19 protein-coding genes are annotated in these 17,694 nt (G+C 40.0%); 9 read left to right on the top strand and 10 right to left on the bottom strand.

Translation table 11 applies throughout. The features are described 5' to 3' along the window. Positions 1–444 precede the first annotated feature (444 nt). From B3M51_RS05870 to B3M51_RS05845, 6 genes are all read left to right on the top strand, one after another. Complete coding sequence (locus B3M51_RS05870; protein WP_292757534.1) at positions 445–1,794, top strand: DnaB-like helicase C-terminal domain-containing protein; 1,350 nt, start codon at positions 445–447, stop codon at positions 1,792–1,794. Between the two features lie 18 nt (positions 1,795–1,812). Then, on the top strand, positions 1,813–2,115 hold the full coding sequence (locus B3M51_RS05865) for a hypothetical protein (protein WP_292757532.1): 303 nt from the start codon (positions 1,813–1,815) through the stop codon (positions 2,113–2,115). Positions 2,116–2,208: 93 nt separating this feature from the next. After that, positions 2,209–2,862 (top strand): hypothetical protein, encoded by a 654-nt coding sequence (locus B3M51_RS05860; RefSeq protein ID WP_292757530.1) that lies wholly within the window; start codon positions 2,209–2,211, stop codon positions 2,860–2,862. 245 nt (positions 2,863–3,107) lie between these two features. Further along, positions 3,108–3,881 carry an NERD domain-containing protein gene (locus B3M51_RS05855; RefSeq protein WP_292757528.1) on the top strand — a complete coding sequence of 258 codons (774 nt, stop codon included), beginning with the start codon at positions 3,108–3,110 and terminating at the stop codon, positions 3,879–3,881. 376 nt (positions 3,882–4,257) lie between these two features. Beyond that, positions 4,258–5,208: a serine hydrolase domain-containing protein gene (locus B3M51_RS05850; RefSeq protein ID WP_292757526.1), complete on the top strand. Its 951-nt coding sequence runs from the start codon at positions 4,258–4,260 to the stop codon at positions 5,206–5,208. Positions 5,209–5,360: 152 nt separating this feature from the next. After that, positions 5,361–5,891: an REP-associated tyrosine transposase gene (locus B3M51_RS05845; RefSeq protein WP_292757524.1), complete on the top strand. Its 531-nt coding sequence runs from the start codon at positions 5,361–5,363 to the stop codon at positions 5,889–5,891. A 15-nt stretch (positions 5,892–5,906) separates the two neighbouring features. Here the strand turns inward: B3M51_RS05845 and B3M51_RS05840 are convergent, their stop codons facing one another. Further along, a complete protein-coding gene (locus B3M51_RS05840; protein ID WP_292757522.1) occupies positions 5,907–6,521 on the bottom strand; it encodes a hypothetical protein in 615 nt (204 codons plus the stop codon). Between the two features lie 466 nt (positions 6,522–6,987). Here B3M51_RS05840 and gntA point away from each other — a divergent pair, with 466 nt between their 5' ends. Genes gntA through B3M51_RS05825 form a run of 3 tightly spaced genes read left to right on the top strand, consistent with a single transcriptional unit; the run spans position 6,988 to position 8,521 of the window. Then, the gene (gntA, locus tag B3M51_RS05835; protein WP_292757520.1) at positions 6,988–7,695 is read left to right on the top strand and encodes a guanitoxin biosynthesis heme-dependent pre-guanitoxin N-hydroxylase GntA; all 708 of its coding nucleotides are present in this window, start codon (positions 6,988–6,990) and stop codon (positions 7,693–7,695) included. After that, on the top strand, positions 7,688–8,296 hold the full coding sequence (locus tag B3M51_RS05830) for an urea carboxylase-associated family protein (protein WP_292757518.1): 609 nt from the start codon (positions 7,688–7,690) through the stop codon (positions 8,294–8,296). Before gntA ends, B3M51_RS05830 begins: the two co-directional genes overlap by 8 nt. A 36-nt stretch (positions 8,297–8,332) precedes the next feature. Further along, a complete protein-coding gene (locus B3M51_RS05825) occupies positions 8,333–8,521 on the top strand; it encodes a tautomerase family protein (RefSeq protein WP_292401565.1) in 189 nt (62 codons plus the stop codon). Between the two features lie 192 nt (positions 8,522–8,713). On the opposite strand, the gene B3M51_RS05820 is transcribed toward B3M51_RS05825, so the two are convergent. From B3M51_RS05820 to B3M51_RS05780, 9 genes are all read right to left on the bottom strand, one after another. After that, positions 8,714–11,854, bottom strand: a complete 3,141-nt coding sequence (locus B3M51_RS05820) for an efflux RND transporter permease subunit (RefSeq protein WP_292757516.1) — start codon at positions 11,852–11,854, stop codon at positions 8,714–8,716. Between the two features lie 2 nt (positions 11,855–11,856). Beyond that, positions 11,857–13,104, bottom strand: a complete 1,248-nt coding sequence (locus B3M51_RS05815; RefSeq protein WP_292757514.1) for an efflux RND transporter periplasmic adaptor subunit — start codon at positions 13,102–13,104, stop codon at positions 11,857–11,859. Positions 13,105–13,406: 302 nt separating this feature from the next. Then, positions 13,407–13,892: a pyridoxamine 5'-phosphate oxidase family protein gene (locus B3M51_RS05810; protein ID WP_292757512.1), complete on the bottom strand. Its 486-nt coding sequence runs from the start codon at positions 13,890–13,892 to the stop codon at positions 13,407–13,409. A 219-nt stretch (positions 13,893–14,111) separates the two neighbouring features. Next, positions 14,112–14,516 (bottom strand): hypothetical protein, encoded by a 405-nt coding sequence (locus B3M51_RS05805; protein WP_292757510.1) that lies wholly within the window; start codon positions 14,514–14,516, stop codon positions 14,112–14,114. Between the two features lie 101 nt (positions 14,517–14,617). Continuing rightward, positions 14,618–14,971, bottom strand: a complete 354-nt coding sequence (locus B3M51_RS05800; protein ID WP_292483631.1) for a PRC-barrel domain-containing protein — start codon at positions 14,969–14,971, stop codon at positions 14,618–14,620. 74 nt (positions 14,972–15,045) lie between these two features. Continuing rightward, positions 15,046–15,324, bottom strand: a complete 279-nt coding sequence (locus B3M51_RS05795) for a hypothetical protein (protein WP_292757508.1) — start codon at positions 15,322–15,324, stop codon at positions 15,046–15,048. 69 nt (positions 15,325–15,393) lie between these two features. Beyond that, positions 15,394–15,783 carry a hypothetical protein gene (locus tag B3M51_RS05790; RefSeq protein WP_292757506.1) on the bottom strand — a complete coding sequence of 130 codons (390 nt, stop codon included), beginning with the start codon at positions 15,781–15,783 and terminating at the stop codon, positions 15,394–15,396. 25 nt (positions 15,784–15,808) lie between these two features. Continuing rightward, positions 15,809–16,636, bottom strand: coding sequence for a TIGR02587 family membrane protein (locus B3M51_RS05785; protein WP_292757504.1), 828 nt, complete (start codon positions 16,634–16,636; stop codon positions 15,809–15,811). Between the two features lie 36 nt (positions 16,637–16,672). Continuing rightward, a complete protein-coding gene (locus B3M51_RS05780; RefSeq protein ID WP_292757502.1) occupies positions 16,673–17,272 on the bottom strand; it encodes a DUF4142 domain-containing protein in 600 nt (199 codons plus the stop codon). Positions 17,273–17,694: the final 422 nt, after the last annotated feature.

Raw genomic sequence — 17,694 nt, 5'->3', positions numbered from 1 at the left:
ACTAGATGTTGGGGGCAGGTCATCGCCAATTTGAGGCACTTCTCTTACCTAGCATGTCTTTATGTTGCAATAATGTATTGTAATTCAACACCTTAATAATATATGTGGGTTTAAAACCCATATCCGGTATTAAATAACTTAATTGCCTGTTTACACAGTATGTCACTGCTGGTATCGTTAATAATAAACACATAAAAACACTTACGCAACGCACGTAAAAAAACAATAAAAACAATAAGTTAAATCAATTCCTCCCAACTTTGCAACTTATGGTTGTAATCCTCCCTTTTTTTGCAACTTATGGTTGCATAACATCATTATATCTCAGCCTAAAATAACTCTAACCCATTGATTAAATGAGAATTGTCTTTGCAGTTTTTGCTTGCACTGACAGATTAGAAAGCCGACTTTATGTCGGCTTTTTTTATTCGCCAAGGATTGCTTATGAATGAATACGCTGTCTCTGTTTTTTGTAGTTACTCTCATAAAGACGAGGAGCTCAAAAATAAGCTGCTTAATCACTTAGCAACTTTGAAAAGACAAAAGCTAATTGATGAGTGGAACGATAGAGCAATTGTGCCCGGCAAAGATTGGCAAAAAGAAATCGACGATAAAATAAGGACTGCTGATTTAGTTCTTTTACTTGTTAGTTCAGACTTTATTGCTTCCAATTATTGTTATGAAAATGAATTATCCATAGCTTTAGAAAGACATGATTCAAATTTATCTGTGGTTCTGCCAATAATACTAAGACCTTGTGATTGGCATGAAACATCATTTGCGAAAATTCAAGGTCTTCCAACAGATGGCCTCCCAATAACAAAATGGAACAACGAGGATGACGCTTGCCTTAACGTTATTGAAGGAATAAAGAAAACTATCACCGAAATAAAAAAATTTAAAAACAGAGTTGGTGAAGGTGCAGGTTTACTAAGCATGCGGGATGTTCTGTCAAGAGAAATTGATCGTATTGATACAGTTTTTGAAAAAGCGGACTCGGGCAATTGTAGCGGCCTATCAACTGGGATCTCAGATCTAGATTATATTATTGACGGCCTTCACCCTGCAGAGTTAATAGTACTAGCATCTAGACCTACAATGGGTAAAACAGCACTATCTCTGAATATTGCTGCGAATATAGCTATTCATGAAAAAGAAGCCGTAGCTTATTTTTCGATGAACACACCTGTAGAACATACTACAAGGAGATTAATGTCTCTAGTCGGAAGAATTGATAGTAAAGATCTACTCAGAGGAAATCTACAAGATGATGATTGGCCTAGATTGGTATCAGTAATTGCACTGCTAAATGAAGCTCCACTATTTATAGATGAAAGCATCTTATCCTCTGTGGATGAGCTTCGCCTTAAGCTGGTAAAGTTCAAACAAAAACACAACCTTAAAGCGGTGATAATTGATTCATTACAAGACTTAGCCTACCGAGAAAAATCACTGAATATTGAGCTTTCATATTCTGAATATGCACATAAACTTAAACACCTAGCGATGGAAGTTCAATTGCCAATAATTTTAACCGTATCTCTACCTAGATCGGTTGAAAAGAGACCAAATAAGCGTCCTCATTTGAATGACCTTTCCGAATTCGAAAACCTAACAAACTGTGCTGACATAATTGGTTTCATATATAGAGGAGAAGTCTACGAAGACTATGATTTCACAGATAACGCTAATGCAGAAATTATCATAGCCAAAAATAACAATGGTCACACCGGTACTATCAAGTTGATGTACCAAAAAAAATATTCTACCTTTTCAGACCAAATTAAATCATAAGATTTAAAGTGAGGAATTATGAAAATTAATTTAAATAAACCAGAGGATTTCAACAAAAAGAATCTTGCCAAACTCATAGCTAGCAAAGATGATTCTCAACATCGTCAATTGAGGGTTACTCAATTGGGTGAATTATATCTTTCTGATGAGGTTGGAAATATAAATATCGAAAACATCTCTTTTAGACTGGAAACGCTCTGTGCTGGAAATAATTATGTAGGGCAATACGCAGCTAGCGATGAAGCATGGATTGAAGCACTTTATACCGTTATCGCTCAAAACTGGCCTTCCCCTAAAAGCACTTACATTGATATGTTTTAAGTTAACAAGATAGGTTGGGCAATTTTACAGGATTAAATATTTTTGATAACAAACCATAACTACCCCAAAAAAATTTATGGCGAGAATTGAAAAATGGACCAGGAAGTAAATGAACTTATAAAATTCATATCCAGTAGTGAAAAACTATATAGGTTCAACAATATATTTAAACAAGAAAAAAAAGAAGAGTTTTTTACCAAGACTACAATGTTCAGTGGGATTATAGCCGCCGTATTGCTGATCATTGATTTCAATAAAACATTATCTCTCTTAGCTTTATTAGTATTTCTTTTTTCATCGGTTATTTTTATTTTGCTTAGCTCCGTTTCAATCAGACGCTCATTTTTTATGCCATTAAATGAGTATTTTGAATTGTTTAACATTCGTATGAAACAAAAAGAAGAATATATAAGTAAATTAAATAAATTTAGCGTTCATGCTCTCAAAGCAGTTAAGAAAGGAATGGAAACGGACCTTCAACAACTACAAAATAGAACATCTTTCTTAGTGGGAAGTATCAAAAAGGTTGGTCTTTTCCCTGCTTTCATTGCAATATTTCTTGCCTCATTTCAATTTTCTGAAAAAATCTCTCCTAACTTTTCTAACATTCTTATTGCATTAATTGTAGGAATGTATTTAGGTGTATTTTTAATACAAAAACTATCTAATAGTCTTGAGTTGCAAATATTATTTTTGAATGAATCAATTGAATATAAGCTTAGCCTCGAAGGTTGGGTTGAAGAATGAAACCCAACATTTTATAAATGACATAACAATATCGAATCGTTGGGTTTCGCAAGCTCTACCCAACCTACATTTATTTATAATCACATGGATGGTGATTGATGCAATATCGACGTGCTTTTATTGCAAAATCAAACGGAGGCAAACACAATTGATTTAACCCATGGGTTATAACTTTTAAGATTTCTTTAAATGCCCATTTTTATTGACTTAACGCTCTGTAATGGGCCTCTATATTGGATTAAAAAATGGACTTTTCACCAATCTATCAGGCTTTGTTTTCATTATGGTATTTAATACCAATTTTTATCTTTGCAACAGTGATTAAGTCAGCTTGGTTTAAAGGTATTTTTGGTGAGTTAATCATCAATACTTTTGCAAAGTGGAAACTGGATAAATCGGAATATCATCTTATTAAAAACGTCACCCTGCCAACTGAGGATGGCACCACGCAAATCGATCACATCATCGTGTCAGCTTATGGTGTATTTGTCGTTGAAACCAAAAATTTAAGAGGTTGGATTTTTGGTTCAGCTAAACAAAAAACCTGGACACAACAAATATATAAACACAAAACTAAATTTCAAAACCCTCTGCACCAAAATTATAAACATACCAAAACGTTACAAGCACTTTTGAATCTTGATGAACATCAACTGCATTCGGTAGTGATTTTTATTGGTAACAGTACTTTTAAAACCGATGTGCCAGAAAATGTGACCTATGGAATGGGCTATATTCGTTACATTCTTTCTAAAACCGACCCGGTGTTATCTCCGAGTCAAGTTGTTGAAATCACTCAATCAATTGAATCTGGTCGATTAGAACGATCTTTTAAAACCCATCGTGAACATACTCAGCATGTGCAAACTATTATTGTTGATAAGGAAAGCCAACAATATTGCTCTAAATGTGGATCTACGATGATATTGAGAGAAACGAAAAAAGGTGAGAATAAAGGTAAACAATTCTGGGGATGTTCAACATTCCCAAAATGTCGAACGATAAAAGCAATAAACTAATGTTTTAATTGTTTACGTTAAACCCAACTTTTCAAAGCAATGTAACCCGTAGGTTGGGCTGAGGCACGAAGCCCATCATGTTCAAACATTACATAAAATCTCATCATAAACTAAAATCAAAAATCGCTTGTTGGGCTTCATAAACTCAGCCCAACCTACAATGATTTTTTCACATGGATTGTAATTAAAGCGTTATATCGCCCTAAGCTGATTGGGATGATACTTTTGTTAATCATTTTTTTTTTGAATTGAACTAAATTATTAGATTACTGAGTAGTCCTACTTAAGAATTGATTTTTATCAAATGAGATAGTATTTACTCGTGCCAAAAATATCCCTGCAAAAGATCTTAATCACCAGCACAGCAATATTAACGATGGCCCTGACGAATGGTGCAGCTCAGGCAAAACCTGATTTTGAACCGATCGCAGATGAGGCGAAACGACTTGATCAGCTGCAATCCCTGGTCATACATCAAAATGGTGAGCAGTTATTCGCTAATGCCTTTCGTGGTCCGGCTTTGGATGCGCCGGTTAATATCAAGTCTGTTTCAAAGACCATTGTGGCTCTCTTGACGGGTATCGCTATAGACCGTGGCATTATTGAGGGAACTGATCAGCGTGTATTACCTTTGTTGGGGAAATCCGCTTTCGGTGATGCTCGTGACAAACTGACTATCAAACATTTGTTAACCATGCAGACCGGGCTGGCTAGCACATCCGGCAAGAATTATGGGGCATGGGTCAACAGCAACAATTGGGTGGACTATGCTCTGAATCAACCATTAGTGGATCGGGTTGGAGGCCGTTTTATTTATTCCACAGGTGGTTGGCATATCCTTGGTGCAGCGCTCACAAAAGCCTCCGGACACAGCTTGCATCATCTGGCACAAGACTGGTTGGGGAATCCGCTTGATATTGTTATTCCACCCTGGACCACTGATCCACAAGGGCGGTATATGGGTGGTAATCAGATGGCTATGAGTCCACTTGGTCTGGCCAGGATTGGCGATATGGTTTTGAATGGTGGAACAATTAATGGTCAGGAAGTGGTCAGCCAAAATTGGATTGAAACGTCTTGGGAGCCTCGTGGCTTATCACCCTTTTCAAATGATTTATACGGCTATGGTTGGTTCCTGACTGAATATACAGGTCAGAAAGCAGTCTATGCACGGGGGTATGGTGGGCAGATGCTGGTGATTGTTCCAGAGCTGAAATTATCCATTGTTATTACCTCTGACCCTACCCTTCCCGCCCGCAGTGATGGACATTTTGGTGACCTGGAGCAATTGCTTGAGGGGATTGTTGAGACTATTGAGAGCAGTTGAAAACACCCTTTGATTGGATCGTAGATCGTAGGTTGGGTTGAAGAATGAAACCCAACGTTTTATAAACGACATAACATTCTGTATTAGTTGGGTTTCGCAAGCTCTACCCAACCTACATTTATTTATTTTTTTAATCACATGGATGGTGATTGATGCAATATCGACGGGCTTTTGTTGCTGGTGGTACGTATTTCTTTACGGTCAATCTGCTGGAACGAGATAAATCACTGCTTACTGATCATATTGATCTGCTTAAAACCGCTTTTCGTAGAGTTAAATCCACCCACCCTTTTGATATTGATGCCATCGTGGTGTTGCCTGATCATCTTCATGTTATCTGGACTTTACCTGAAAATGACTTTGATTTCGCCACTCGCTGGCGATTAATCAAATCCCATTTTTCTCGTGGTCTTCCCTCTACCGAACGAATCAATAATTCACGAAAACAAAAATCTGAACGTGGAATATGGCAACGCCGTTATTGGGAGCATTTAATTCGTGATGAGTTGGATTATGAACGCCATGTTGATTACATTCATTACAATCCGGTGAAGCATGGTTATGTCGATAAGGCGTTTGATTGGCCTTATTCCAGCATTCATCGGTTTATTGAGAAAGGCATCATTTCAAGTGATTGGGGTGTTGGTGAATCGATAATGTTGACTAGTTTACGAATTCGTTGATTTTATAGAATCGTTCTATTGGTCCAAACGTTCCCAGACATTTTTGTCACCTGGCTGTGGGATTTGGCAACGCAAATGCGAGGATGTCAGAAATTTATTGGAGGTTTGTCTCGTAAAGCGATCTTCATGATTATCTAATTGTATCGCGTAATTATTTGATACACATTGGCAATATTCATCAAAACTCATACCCGACTCTTCATTGTAACCAAGGTCATAGCTGGACTTGCCATAGCCATCACATTTGATCAAAGCATATTCAGCAGCGCCAGGGATATTGAAACATTGATTAGAAATGCCTGACTTGATGTTATAAGCGGGAGTTTTGGGTCCAGCTTTTAGCCTCTCTTCCAAAAAACGGTTGCTCCAGCATTTGCAGTCGTAATGGGCAGAAAGCGTGGAATCTTTTTGGCACTCTTGATAAACCTGCTCCATTTCCTTTATAGCTTCTGGGGAGGCGTTTAATGTTTGACTTGAATCATTGGGATTAGCTTGGCTTAGGATTATTGTTGAATCATGCTGAATAAACTGTCCATCTATAGAGGGTGGAGCAGGTTTATCACTGAATGTTATATCAGCCATCACAACCAAAGGGACTGTAAACAGTATAAATAGAATGGTTTTCATCATTCATTCTCCTATCGTTGTGAGGATAGCTTTCGTCTTCATCATAATGGAAAGATTTGTGAGATGAAAATTTACAAGTTTTTTTAATAATTTCGTAGGTTGGGTAGAACTTGTGAAACCCCACTTACGTTTTTTAAATATTTTATAAATGAGTCTGTAAAAAATTCACATATTCCCAACATATATAACTCCCTCATTCTATAAATACTGAATAGTGATTTTAGTTATTCAGCATATATTCCCGCTATTTTTAGAGCGCTATGCCTTACGCTATCTCAATCGAAATACTTTTGGTTGTTAGTGTAAAAATTTAAACAAATTCGATTCTTTTGCTTTGGCATTTATATTGCTCCTCCTTTGTTTGGCATAGTCTCTCACTGATTCATTATTCATATGAGAAAACATTCCTCTTTCTAATTTGGCTATCCATATTTTCATTACTAATTGAAGGTAATAAATGAGTCCAAACATGGATCTTCAAACTGCAAAAAATAATAATCTGCTTGAGGCGACCTTAAGCGAGAGTTTTTTAGAATTTATCGATGACAATGCTTTTCCCTGTGTAGGGGCAAAAGCCGCTTTAGCCAATGGATCGATAGAAACTCATGAATTCGATATGTTGGGTAATCCTAAAAATGACCAACTCATTGCTGATGGACTCTCCCGATTTGTTGAAATGCTCGACGTGAATGATGATGACAGCTCGACAGTGCATTCCTATGTGGCTCTGTTTGATGGACCTTTTAATATGAATGAGCATGAGTTCGAATCTCAGCTATGGTCACAACTGTGGCGGCTTCACAAGCTTGATATTAAGGCAGGCAACTCGCCCGCAGAAGATGTCAGTAGCGATACCAACAATCCTCACTTCAGTCTGAGCCTATCGGTTCATCCTTTTTTTATTATTGGCTTGCATCCGCATGCCTCACGTCTGGCCAGACGCTTTAGTCATCCGGCCATGGTTTTTAATTCTCACCGTCAGTTTGATAAGCTCAGAGAAGATGGTCGTTTTGAAAAAATGCAAGCGGCTACTCGTGCTCGAGATATTGAGTTGCAAGGTTCGATTAATCCCAATCTGGCTGACTTCGGTGAAGCGAGTGAAGCTAGACAATATAGTGGCCGTGAGGTGGAAGACCAATGGCAGTGTCCATATGATTTCAGGAGAACGAATGAATAACGCTACAAAGACGATAAGAATTTCACCTTGCTCTGCCCAAAGCGTCGAACTTGATAAAGGTGATGAATTGATAATCATCGATCCAGAAGGCCAGCAAGTGAGTGATCTCGTCGCATTTGAACGGAGTAATCGTGAGGAGTACCTGTCTTCGGGACGTTCACTGGATTATGCCTCACGTATGTGGCTCACCACAGGCGACATTTTATACTCGAATCGTAGCCGTCCCATGTTCACTATTCTTGAGGATACCTGCGGGCGACATGACTTTACATTAACCCCCTGCTCCAAAGATACCTTCAAGATCATTTACGGCGAGGATGAAGGCCGGCCGGGCTGTGAAGGGAATCTTGTTGCAGCACTTGCGCCTTACAATATTGGCGTTGATCGTATACCGATTGCTTTTAATATTTTTATGCACGTGGCGGTTGATGCGGATTCAGGTGAGTTTCAAGTGTTACCACCACTCAGTAAGGCTGGTGATTTTGTTCGCTTTCGGGCAGAAATGCCGTTAATAGTGGCTATGACAGCCTGTTCAGCTGGTCAATCGAATAACTTTCACTATAAACCAATCGACTTTCAAGTATTGAAACAAGGAAACTGATGAAATCGATTTTGATATTTTCTGAAGGAGTTACTTATGCCAGTCGTTCGTGTGACATGGTTTGAAAATAAAGACGATAAAGCTAAAAAAGCCGTAGCGAAAGAAATTACCGAAAGTATTGTCCGAAATACCGGTGCTGAAGCTAATTCAATATCCGTCATCTTCGAGGAAGTCGCTCAAGCCGATTGGGCGGTCGGTGGAAATCTGTCCGAAGATCACAAGTGACAGTTTTTTTGGGTAAAGCATGAAACCCAACAGTTATAAATGAAATAACATTTTGGATTTGTTGGGTTTCGCAGGCTCTACCCAACCTACGTTTTTATTCACATGAATCATGATAATGGATATAAAAAAGGATTTAACATTGAATGGGTGGTGTTTCCCAGCACAATCCGAACGGTACTGATGAAACCCGCTTCATGCCTTTTTATGATCTTGACTTGAGTGTTGGTGTTTTTTGACAATGTCCTTTTTAAAAAGACGGTAAACCCAGATGAAGAAATAGGGCCCAAAGAAAACCACAAAGAGTGTGGTGGTCATAATCCCGCCAAGAACACCAATAGAGATCGCATTCTGTGCACCTGACCCAGGGCCGGAAGCAAAAGCCAATGGCAACACACCCAGTATGAAAGTAAGAGACGTCATCAAAATTGGCCTAAACCGTTGTTGTGCAGCTTGATAAGCCGCATCAAAAGCCGTTTGGCCCTCTTCAAAATTGTTTTTCGCAAACTCAACAATCAAAATGGCGTTTTTCGCAGCAAGTCCTATCGTAATTAAAAGACCAACTTGAAAATAGACATCATTCGCTTGTCCTGTGCTCCAGGTTGCCAATACAGCGCCTAAAATTCCCAGAGGCACCGTTAGGATAATAGCCACCGGTATAGCCCAACTTTCATAAAGCGCCGCCAGGATGAAAAAAACGGCTAACGCAGACACCAGATAAAGTAAAAGCGTATTGGTGCCTGCCTCTTTTTCTTCATAGGACAGACCTGTCCATGCCACCTCCACACCATCAGGAAGTTTTTCAGCCAATCTTAAAACCTCCTGCAAGGCTTTCCCCGAACTCACACCTTGCGTTGTAGACCCCTGTATCTCTCTTGAGGCTGCACCATTAAAGCGGGTCAGTTTTGGCGATCCATAAGTCCATTCACCGGAAGCAACTTCTACAAGCTGCACCATATCGCCATCATTATTGCGGACGTACCAGTCATCAATATCTTCAGGCAGCATGCGAAAAGGTATGTCAGCTTGAACAAAAACGCGTTTTATACGCCCGTTTTCTAAAAAATCATTCACGTAGGTTCCACCAAGTGCGGTGCTTAACGTCTGGTTGACAGTACTTATAGGAACACCCAAAGCACGCGACTTGATGTTATCAATCGTTAGATCATATTGGGGGCTGTCGGTTAACCCGTTAAACCGAACTTGCGTCAAAAGAGGACTTTGATTTGCCAGGCCTAAAAACTGATTGGTCGCATTAACAAGCGCTTGATGGCCAAGACCTGCGCGGTCAACAAGCTGAAATTCAAAGCCACCAGAATTACCAAGCGCACTAACAGGAGGCGGCACGATGGGAAAAATCATCGCATCGCGGACTTGTGATAAAGATTGTGTCGCTCGGTTTTTTATATTGAATACACTGTTTTCTTCACCACGTTCTTCCCAACTTTTCATTTTGATAAAAGCGATGCCTACATTTTGTGCCTGACCGGAAAAGCTAAATCCGGCAGCGGCAAAAAGACCGTCTACTGCATCTCCTGTTTCTTCAAGATAGAAATCTTCTATAGCCTTCACTTTTTCGACTGTTTGCACGAGCGTAGAGCTGGGCGGTCCGTTTAAGAGTGTGAACATGCGCCCCTGATCCTCATCAGGGAGAAATGATGTAGGGATGCGCAGGAAAATTAGTACAGAGATAGCAATAAATACAAGAAACAAAGCGGGTAAGAAAACTCTATTCTCAAGCAATCCATCCAACAGTTTTTTGTGACCATGGCGTAAAGCATTGAATCCATGATTGAATGAACCGAAAATTCCTTTATCTTTTTCACCTTTTCTCGCTTTTAAAATCACGCCGCAGAGAGCCGGTGACAAAGTCAGTGCTATAAAAAGTGATATTGCCATAGCGACTGAGATAGTCACCGAAAATTGGCGATATATAACGCCAACCGAGCCCTCAAAAAAGCTCATGGGTAAAAAAACAGCCCAGATCACTGCTGTGGTTCCTACAAGGGCTCCTGAAAGCTCTTTCATAGCCGTTCTTGTCGCTTCCTTTGGGTCGCGTTCTGGATCTTCTTCTAATTTACTTTCTACATTTTCTGTTACCACAATGGCATCATCGACCAGCATACCGATTGCAAGAACCAGGGCAAAAAGCGTTAGAACATTGATCGAATAACCGAGTATGAATATAACTCCGAAGGATCCAAGCAGAACGATGGGAATAGCAATTGCTGGAATAAATGTCGCACGAAAATTTTGTAAAAAGATGAAGATGACAAGAATGACCAGACCGATGGCCATGAAAAGCGTTTTAACGACATTGAAGATCGATGTTTCAATAAAAGATGAGACATCAATTGGGTAAATCACTTCAAGGTCGGCAGGAATAATATTTTCGAAGTCTTTTACACGGTCCTTGATGTTCTGAATTGTCGCAAGCGCATTCGCACCGGGAGCAAGTTGAATAGCGATACCCGATGCGGGTTTCCGGTTCCAACGACCAATAATATTATAATTTTCGGCCCCGATTTCGATCCGGGCAACATCTCCTAATGTGACTCTTGAACCATCCTCGAGAACGGTTAATAAAATAGCCTTAAACTCATCTGGCGAAGAGAGCAGAGATTGCGAGGTTATGGTGGCGTTAATCTGCTGCCCCTCTGCTTGTGGTGTGCCACCTATTTCGCCTGTCGCAAGCTGAACATTTTGTTCTTTTATCGCATCAATAATATCCAGCGCCGTGATATTGAAATTATTCATACTTCGCGGATCGAGCCAGACCCGCATGGCATGTTCGGAACCAAAGCTCTGAATTTGTCCGACCCCGTCAACACGGCTCAAAGGCTCTTCAATATTTGATGCCAAAAAATCGGATATATCATTCCGGCTCATGGCGCCGCCTTTGGAATAAAATCCGATGATCAACGCCTCACTGTTTCCTGCTTTTTCAACAGGAACACCTAATTGTTGAACAATGGTCGGCAAGGAAGATAACGCCTTAGAGACTTTGTTTTGGGTTTGTACCTGTGCAATATCTGAATCTGTTCCAGGCTCAAACGTTAATGTAATCGTTGCATTACCGGAGGATGAACTTTGCGCTTGTATATAACGAAGATTGTCGATCCCAGTTAGATTTTGCTCGATAACCTGTGTAACGGTATTTTCAAGTGTTTCAGCAGATGCACCTGGGTAGGTCGCTGTAATCGATACTTTCGGTGGAGCAATATTGGGGTATTGTTCAATCGGCAATTGAAAGAGCGAAAATAAACCAAACCCTATGATGAAAAGCGCGATAACCCATGTGAAAATTGGTCGCGCTATAAAAAAGCGTGAGATCATTGCTAACGTTTCTCAATCGTGTGCTGATTAGTCTCGCTATGGTCAGTTTTGCCTTCCATGCTATTTTCTGATCCATTGACTACGGAACTCTCTAAACTATCTTGCTGACTCTGCTCCGAATTGGTTTTTGGTTCGTTCGGTGGCGGCGATTGATTTTTAAGTGAATTCGGCGGTACGTCAGTATTCATATCATCGTATCCAGCATCGATTGGTTTGGGTTTTACCAAGTCTCCCGGTCGTAGCATCATCGTGCCCTCTACAATCAAACGATCGCCGGTTTCAAGCCCATTAAGAACAATCCAATTATTTCCATAAGCAGCTCCCGTTCGAATAGGCGTCTTGGCAGCTTTATTCTCAGCATCAATTAGCCATACGCTCTTCATGCCTTTAGCGTCTATTACCACGCTTTTTTGAGGAATCACGATCTGTTTTGAACTGCCGAGCTCCTTTATGGAGGCCCAGACAAACATTCCAGGTAAAAGCACCGTATCCGGATTATCAAATACTGAGCGCAATCGTATTGAACCGGTCTGTACATCGACGGCGACATCCGTTGCATCCAATACTCCCTTATGCGGGTATATTTTTTTTGCATTTCTGAGATAAAGCGAAACCTCATATTCGGATTGAGATGCTTTATTCAACCGTGAGGCAGATAGACGTTCTTGCAAATCCCGCACTTCTGCTGCTGACTGTGACAAATCAACGTAAACCGGATCAAGCTGACGAACAGTGGCAAGCGGCATAGCTTGCTGGGAGGTAACGAGCGCACCTTTTGTTATGCTGGAGGGGCTTATATAACCGCTTATTGGTGCGTATACGCGAGTGTAATCCAGATTAATTTTTGCAGTTTTAACTTCAGCTTCTGCCAGGCTCACTGCAGCCCGTGCTTGAGCAAGGCTCGCGAGAGCATTGTCGTACTCTTGCTGACTTACTGCATTTGAAGCGATCAACGTTTTATATCGATTTACCAGGTTTTGTGCGTTTTGTTTACGCGCTTCAGCATCTTCCAGATTGGCAGTAGCCATTTCATAATCAGCTTCATAACGGGCGGGATCAATCTGATAAAGCTGTTGACCCTCTTCTACGTAGGATCCCTCTTTGAATAATCTCGACTGAATGATGCCGCTGACTTGCGGGCGGATTTCAGCAACCTGATAAGACACTACACGACCAGGAAGCTGGTTTGTACGTTGTATCATTACTGGCTTAATTTCGACAAAACCGACGTCAATAGCCTGTTGACTCATTCCGCCTTGTCCTGATGAATTCTTTTGATTATTTTCCTGATTATCACATGCCGACATCGAGATAATAAAAGCAAAAAAAGTAAGAATAGAAAAAAATCTAAAATTCATAGTTATGATATTCAACAGACATTTTTTAATAGTGTTGATTTAATGAAAAAAACAATAAAACCTTTAAATCAAATCGATGGTGAGTAATGTGAAAGTCGTTAGTCAGAGTAAAAAACCTCGAACTTAATAAAAAGGGCCAAACCCGATTGAAATGAAACTCAATACAGCATGACCCTTTGTACTAACCAGCATTTTTAGCCACCAAACTTTTCATTTTCGCCAATATTCGGCGTGGTGTGTTTGATATTGGCTTTGGCAAACTCATAGAGCTGGAATGCTTTGCTCTCCTTCGCCATCCAGTGTTCACCCATTTCTACCTTAATTTCCAGTAAGGCGACTTCGGGATCGTCTTTACCTTCGGGAAACCAGGCTCCAATGAACGGATTCCAATATTTATCAATCAGTTCCTGGTTACTACTGAGCTGAGCCTTGCCGGAGAGTGAAACATACACACCTTTATCCTGATCAGAAAAGGTCAGACAGACATCATGGTCAAGGTCAGTTTCAGTGACTTTCTCGGCACTGCGACGGGTATAGAACCAAAGAGTGCCATCATACGCATCCTGAACAAGATGCATTGGTCTGGCACGAGGCATATCATCATCAAGCGTGACTAACATGCCGACTTTAATATCTTTTATCATTTCCCAAATTTTTTTCTTGTGTTCTGGACTGGACATAATATTAATCTCCTGTAAAACACGGTAAGCAAAATGTAACTACTACACTACTTCCGATACTAAAATAACGCGATAAGTTCTCTGGAAATCAATAATTAAATAAAATTAAAAGAGAAAGTTATTAAAGGTTATTTTCTTTATTAAAAATAGAAATAATAAATAGCCCGGACCTGTTCCGGGCTATTAAAAGCTAAGCGCTTTAATTCATAACTGATTGTTCTATACGTCCATCCAACCAGCACTTTTAGCCTTATCCCATTCATTTGACTCGATGGCATCACTATTGTCGCTATCGTAGTGAGTAAAAAGCCCATCATGAAACTCATTTTCTGAGAGTTGGCCATCGCCATCCTCATCCCATGATTCATAAATCAAATTATATTGATCATGTTTGCTCCATTCGTCTTCGCTTAGCTGGTTGTCATCATTATCATCCCATTCTTCAAAGACGTTACGTTCGCTTACACGATCAATAAATTCATTTTGGTCTAAACTTTCGTTTACTTCATTATTTGTATCATCTGGCGTACAGGCCAAAAGGCTGGCACTGCCCAATGCGAATATAAATGCCATTGTCAATTTGTTTTTTTTGAAAACAAATGTATTTGAATTAAGAAATTTCATACGATATATCCTTTGAATTAGTTTCTAATTAGGAAAAGTGAAATATTTATAAGATTGACAGACCAATTCTGTCATGACTGGCTGACTTTTCCAGGTGTGTATTACACTCGATATTCATAGCCATAATGAGCGTATATCTCATCCCTAAAGGCTTCCTCAGCCATATTCGGCCAGTTATCCTTATCAAAACCGGGAGCGTTTTCTAATTTGTCTTTATCCACATTTAATATGAGACATTCTTCTTGTGTATCAACTGCGATGGCTTGTGGTGGAATGGCAAAAAGTTTATCTCCCATCCCTAAAATTCCGCCGAAAGATAAAACATAATATTGGACCTGACCACGTTCGGTATTGATCATTATGTCTTTAACATTTCCCAGATCTTCGCCTTGAGCATTTTTAACTTTGTCGCCTTCAAGTGAAGATGCAGATAAAACTATATTATTGAATTTCATAGCAATTCTCCGTTTCATTAGCTTTACGGGTTAAATACTCCCATCTTTTCTAAGAGCACGTAACATAGCGTTGCTTATAAACCTTGAGACGCTGTTGCTTTATTTAACGCATCAATAAGCCATGACTCGGCATATTCCAACGCTAACGCATAATCGAACTTTGCCCCCTCCTCCATAAGTCTGCGAAACTCTACTTGGAGATCTTCCTTGTCTGGGTTTTCTTTTTTTATGGTTTGTAAATAAGCATAGGCAGCGGCGAGCTCTTCCGGAGAGCTTGATTCTGTGCCGCCACTATCAATGATCTGAACAACTTCTTCGATAGATTTTGCTTGTTTAAGCTTTTCGGGAATCATAATTTTCTCCTTTCAGTGACAAAACACATCTCTTAAGATGAAAATAGGTAAATTAATTTAAAAGGCTAATCAGGGCTCCTGATACCCCATGGGGCTGATGGTCAACTCACCATCAGCTGGATCCGATGTGAAATAAAAACCGACCCGCTGGTTTGATTCCGGGGCGAGGTAACTCACCTTGGTAGTAGAACGTTGAATGTCTCCATTGGCACTTATCAAACGACCCTCCAAATGTAGCTCCGAAGCCGTTTTATCACCGCTGTTTTTGACATCAACAAGTACCAGATATTGATGTTCCAACGCTTCAATGTTGGCTACATTAAAATGAATACTGGGTGGTTGGTCGGTATTGCTGAATGCAGACCACACCAAGTAAACAACCGTAAAGCAAATCAGCAGAAAGCCCATCAAGCTAACGAGTTTTTCCCACAACGGCGTGTTTGCTAGGTTATGTTTCATTCGACTTCATGCCTTAATGTCAGTTTCAAATAATCAGTCTTGCTGCCGCCGCACCGATACCAGCTGGAAACAACATCACAATCGTATTGGAAACTATCTGAGGAAAAGCCAGCCCATCGGTGTGACCAAAGACCCATAACATCAAAATGCTGACCACCAAAGCCACGGAAAATGCGGTACAGCTATAAGATAAAGTCACCTTCAATTTTGTCGTTTTAGTGGATGTTGAACCGGAAGAGAAACTGCCAGCCTCACTAAAAATACACATAACTACTAAGGTGGTGATAAAGAGTGCGAGCTGATGCCATGAGGTCATTTGGAAAGCGATAAGTTGTATTTCTTCTGTTGGTGCAATATTAAAAGCAAGATAAATCGCCCCAATGGCTAACACTGCCAGATGATCGATACCGCCTTGTTCGGCAGAACTATCATGCTCCCCACTGCCAATTTCACTTCTAGCCAGTAACGCCCCAAAACTCGCAGGTATGGCTTGTAACATGACTATCTTGTAATTAATCTCAATGAAATTATCCCAAGTAATGGTATTAAAGAGTAATAACGCCATAGTCGAGATGACAAAGCCAAAGGCATAAGCAACAAATACGTCGATAATATTATCAAGCCACTCACGACTATTTCTGAAGCCAATGACGCTTGAGACACAAACCAGCACAGGAAAACTTATCAGTATTAATACCAACAAATGTAGTGGTTCGATGTAAAATCCCATCCACCACATTTCCATTGTCATCATCAATGGCAAACCAAAAACAAAAGCGCCCCCAACCGCTCTTCCCACCCCAATCCAGTGGGAGCGTCCAGCTGAGTTTTCAGTTGAGGAAGTAGGAGACACTTTAAATTTCACTTACTTTAAGGCTTCGAATTAACGTCAATACTGTTCTTCGAGTTCGTTCGCCATCTGCAAATGCTCTCGTAAGGTTGGCAATTTTTCGCGGGCAAATGCACGGATTGCATCATTATCTGAATGGCTTGCTCGTTCAAACAGCTCGATAGTCTCTTCGTGAGCGTTGATTTGGTTTTCGATGTAAGCTTCATCGAAGGATTCATTATCTCTAATGCTCAGAATCATGGCTTTGGCCTGATCCATCAGCGTCGGATCATCAGCGACTTCAAGATTTTGTTGTCTTGCAATGTCTTTCAACTCGTTATTCGCTTTTGTATGATCTTCTATCATCCGATTAGCAAATTCGTGTACTTGTTCAGTACCTTCATCAAGTGCCATACGTGCTGTTTCAATCTCGGCAATTCCTTTTGCAGAAGCTGTTTCAACGAAATCTTCAACATCTATTGGCTCTCTCGTCATATCATCCTCCCAATCAGGATTTGGTTCATTCGCAGCGTTTTCTGCTGATTTAGCGCTGATAGTATTTTCATCTGGTATATCAATTTCACTTTCGTCAGCTTGAAGCTGGGCTGCCGTAAGCCCCAAAGCCGTTAAAATTGCAATGTTAAGTAGTTTGTTTTTCATATAAATTCTCCATTTCATTTAAAACTCTCGCCCATACGTAAGACAAATGAGAGTGCTTTCCTAAAGTTATAAATATTTAGCAGAGGGAGTGCTTGAGAAGCTGCATAAATATAAGTATTCCCCCCCTTTAAATAAGATAAAAAGGTTAATTACTATGGTTAACGCAATATGAATGCCAACCCAAAATTTGATAGCACAATTTAGCGATCACCCAGATTTGTATAAGGAAAAATATGAGGGTGAATGGGCAGTTAAGGAGATAAATAAACTTTCATCACTTAATTTGAAATCGGTTGAACTGGCCTTATTTTTTTATTTATTACATAAAGGGTGAAAAGAAAATTCAGAGAGATGTGAATTTTTTACAACAGAAATCACGTAATTGCTTCATGAATCTTCAATATCACAGTAGCCTTCCTGAC

Origin of the sequence: Methylophaga sp. UBA2689 (assembly GCA_002354555.1) — a bacterium.
Classification (GTDB): Bacteria; Pseudomonadota; Gammaproteobacteria; order Nitrosococcales; family Methylophagaceae; genus Methylophaga.
This window is presented reverse-complemented; position numbering and strand designations above follow the sequence as displayed.

Coding starts and splice junctions, on each gene's coding strand:
- B3M51_RS05800 (WP_292483631.1), bottom strand. CDS start 14,971: ATGAAATTCAATAATATAGTTTTATCTGCATCTTCACTTGAAGGCGAC.
- B3M51_RS05830 (WP_292757518.1), top strand. CDS start 7,688: ATGAATAACGCTACAAAGACGATAAGAATTTCACCTTGCTCTGCCCAA.
- B3M51_RS05870 (WP_292757534.1), top strand. CDS start 445: ATGAATGAATACGCTGTCTCTGTTTTTTGTAGTTACTCTCATAAAGAC.
- B3M51_RS05855 (WP_292757528.1), top strand. CDS start 3,108: ATGGACTTTTCACCAATCTATCAGGCTTTGTTTTCATTATGGTATTTA.
- B3M51_RS05825 (WP_292401565.1), top strand. CDS start 8,333: ATGCCAGTCGTTCGTGTGACATGGTTTGAAAATAAAGACGATAAAGCT.
- B3M51_RS05850 (WP_292757526.1), top strand. CDS start 4,258: ATGGCCCTGACGAATGGTGCAGCTCAGGCAAAACCTGATTTTGAACCG.
- B3M51_RS05810 (WP_292757512.1), bottom strand. CDS start 13,892: ATGTCCAGTCCAGAACACAAGAAAAAAATTTGGGAAATGATAAAAGAT.
- B3M51_RS05805 (WP_292757510.1), bottom strand. CDS start 14,516: ATGAAATTTCTTAATTCAAATACATTTGTTTTCAAAAAAAACAAATTG.
- B3M51_RS05780 (WP_292757502.1), bottom strand. CDS start 17,272: ATGAAAAACAAACTACTTAACATTGCAATTTTAACGGCTTTGGGGCTT.
- B3M51_RS05815 (WP_292757514.1), bottom strand. CDS start 13,104: ATGAGTCAACAGGCTATTGACGTCGGTTTTGTCGAAATTAAGCCAGTA.
- B3M51_RS05820 (WP_292757516.1), bottom strand. CDS start 11,854: ATGATCTCACGCTTTTTTATAGCGCGACCAATTTTCACATGGGTTATC.
- gntA (WP_292757520.1), top strand. CDS start 6,988: ATGGATCTTCAAACTGCAAAAAATAATAATCTGCTTGAGGCGACCTTA.
- B3M51_RS05865 (WP_292757532.1), top strand. CDS start 1,813: ATGAAAATTAATTTAAATAAACCAGAGGATTTCAACAAAAAGAATCTT.
- B3M51_RS05860 (WP_292757530.1), top strand. CDS start 2,209: ATGGACCAGGAAGTAAATGAACTTATAAAATTCATATCCAGTAGTGAA.
- B3M51_RS05795 (WP_292757508.1), bottom strand. CDS start 15,324: ATGATTCCCGAAAAGCTTAAACAAGCAAAATCTATCGAAGAAGTTGTT.
- B3M51_RS05845 (WP_292757524.1), top strand. CDS start 5,361: ATGCAATATCGACGGGCTTTTGTTGCTGGTGGTACGTATTTCTTTACG.
- B3M51_RS05840 (WP_292757522.1), bottom strand. CDS start 6,521: ATGATGAAAACCATTCTATTTATACTGTTTACAGTCCCTTTGGTTGTG.
- B3M51_RS05790 (WP_292757506.1), bottom strand. CDS start 15,783: ATGAAACATAACCTAGCAAACACGCCGTTGTGGGAAAAACTCGTTAGC.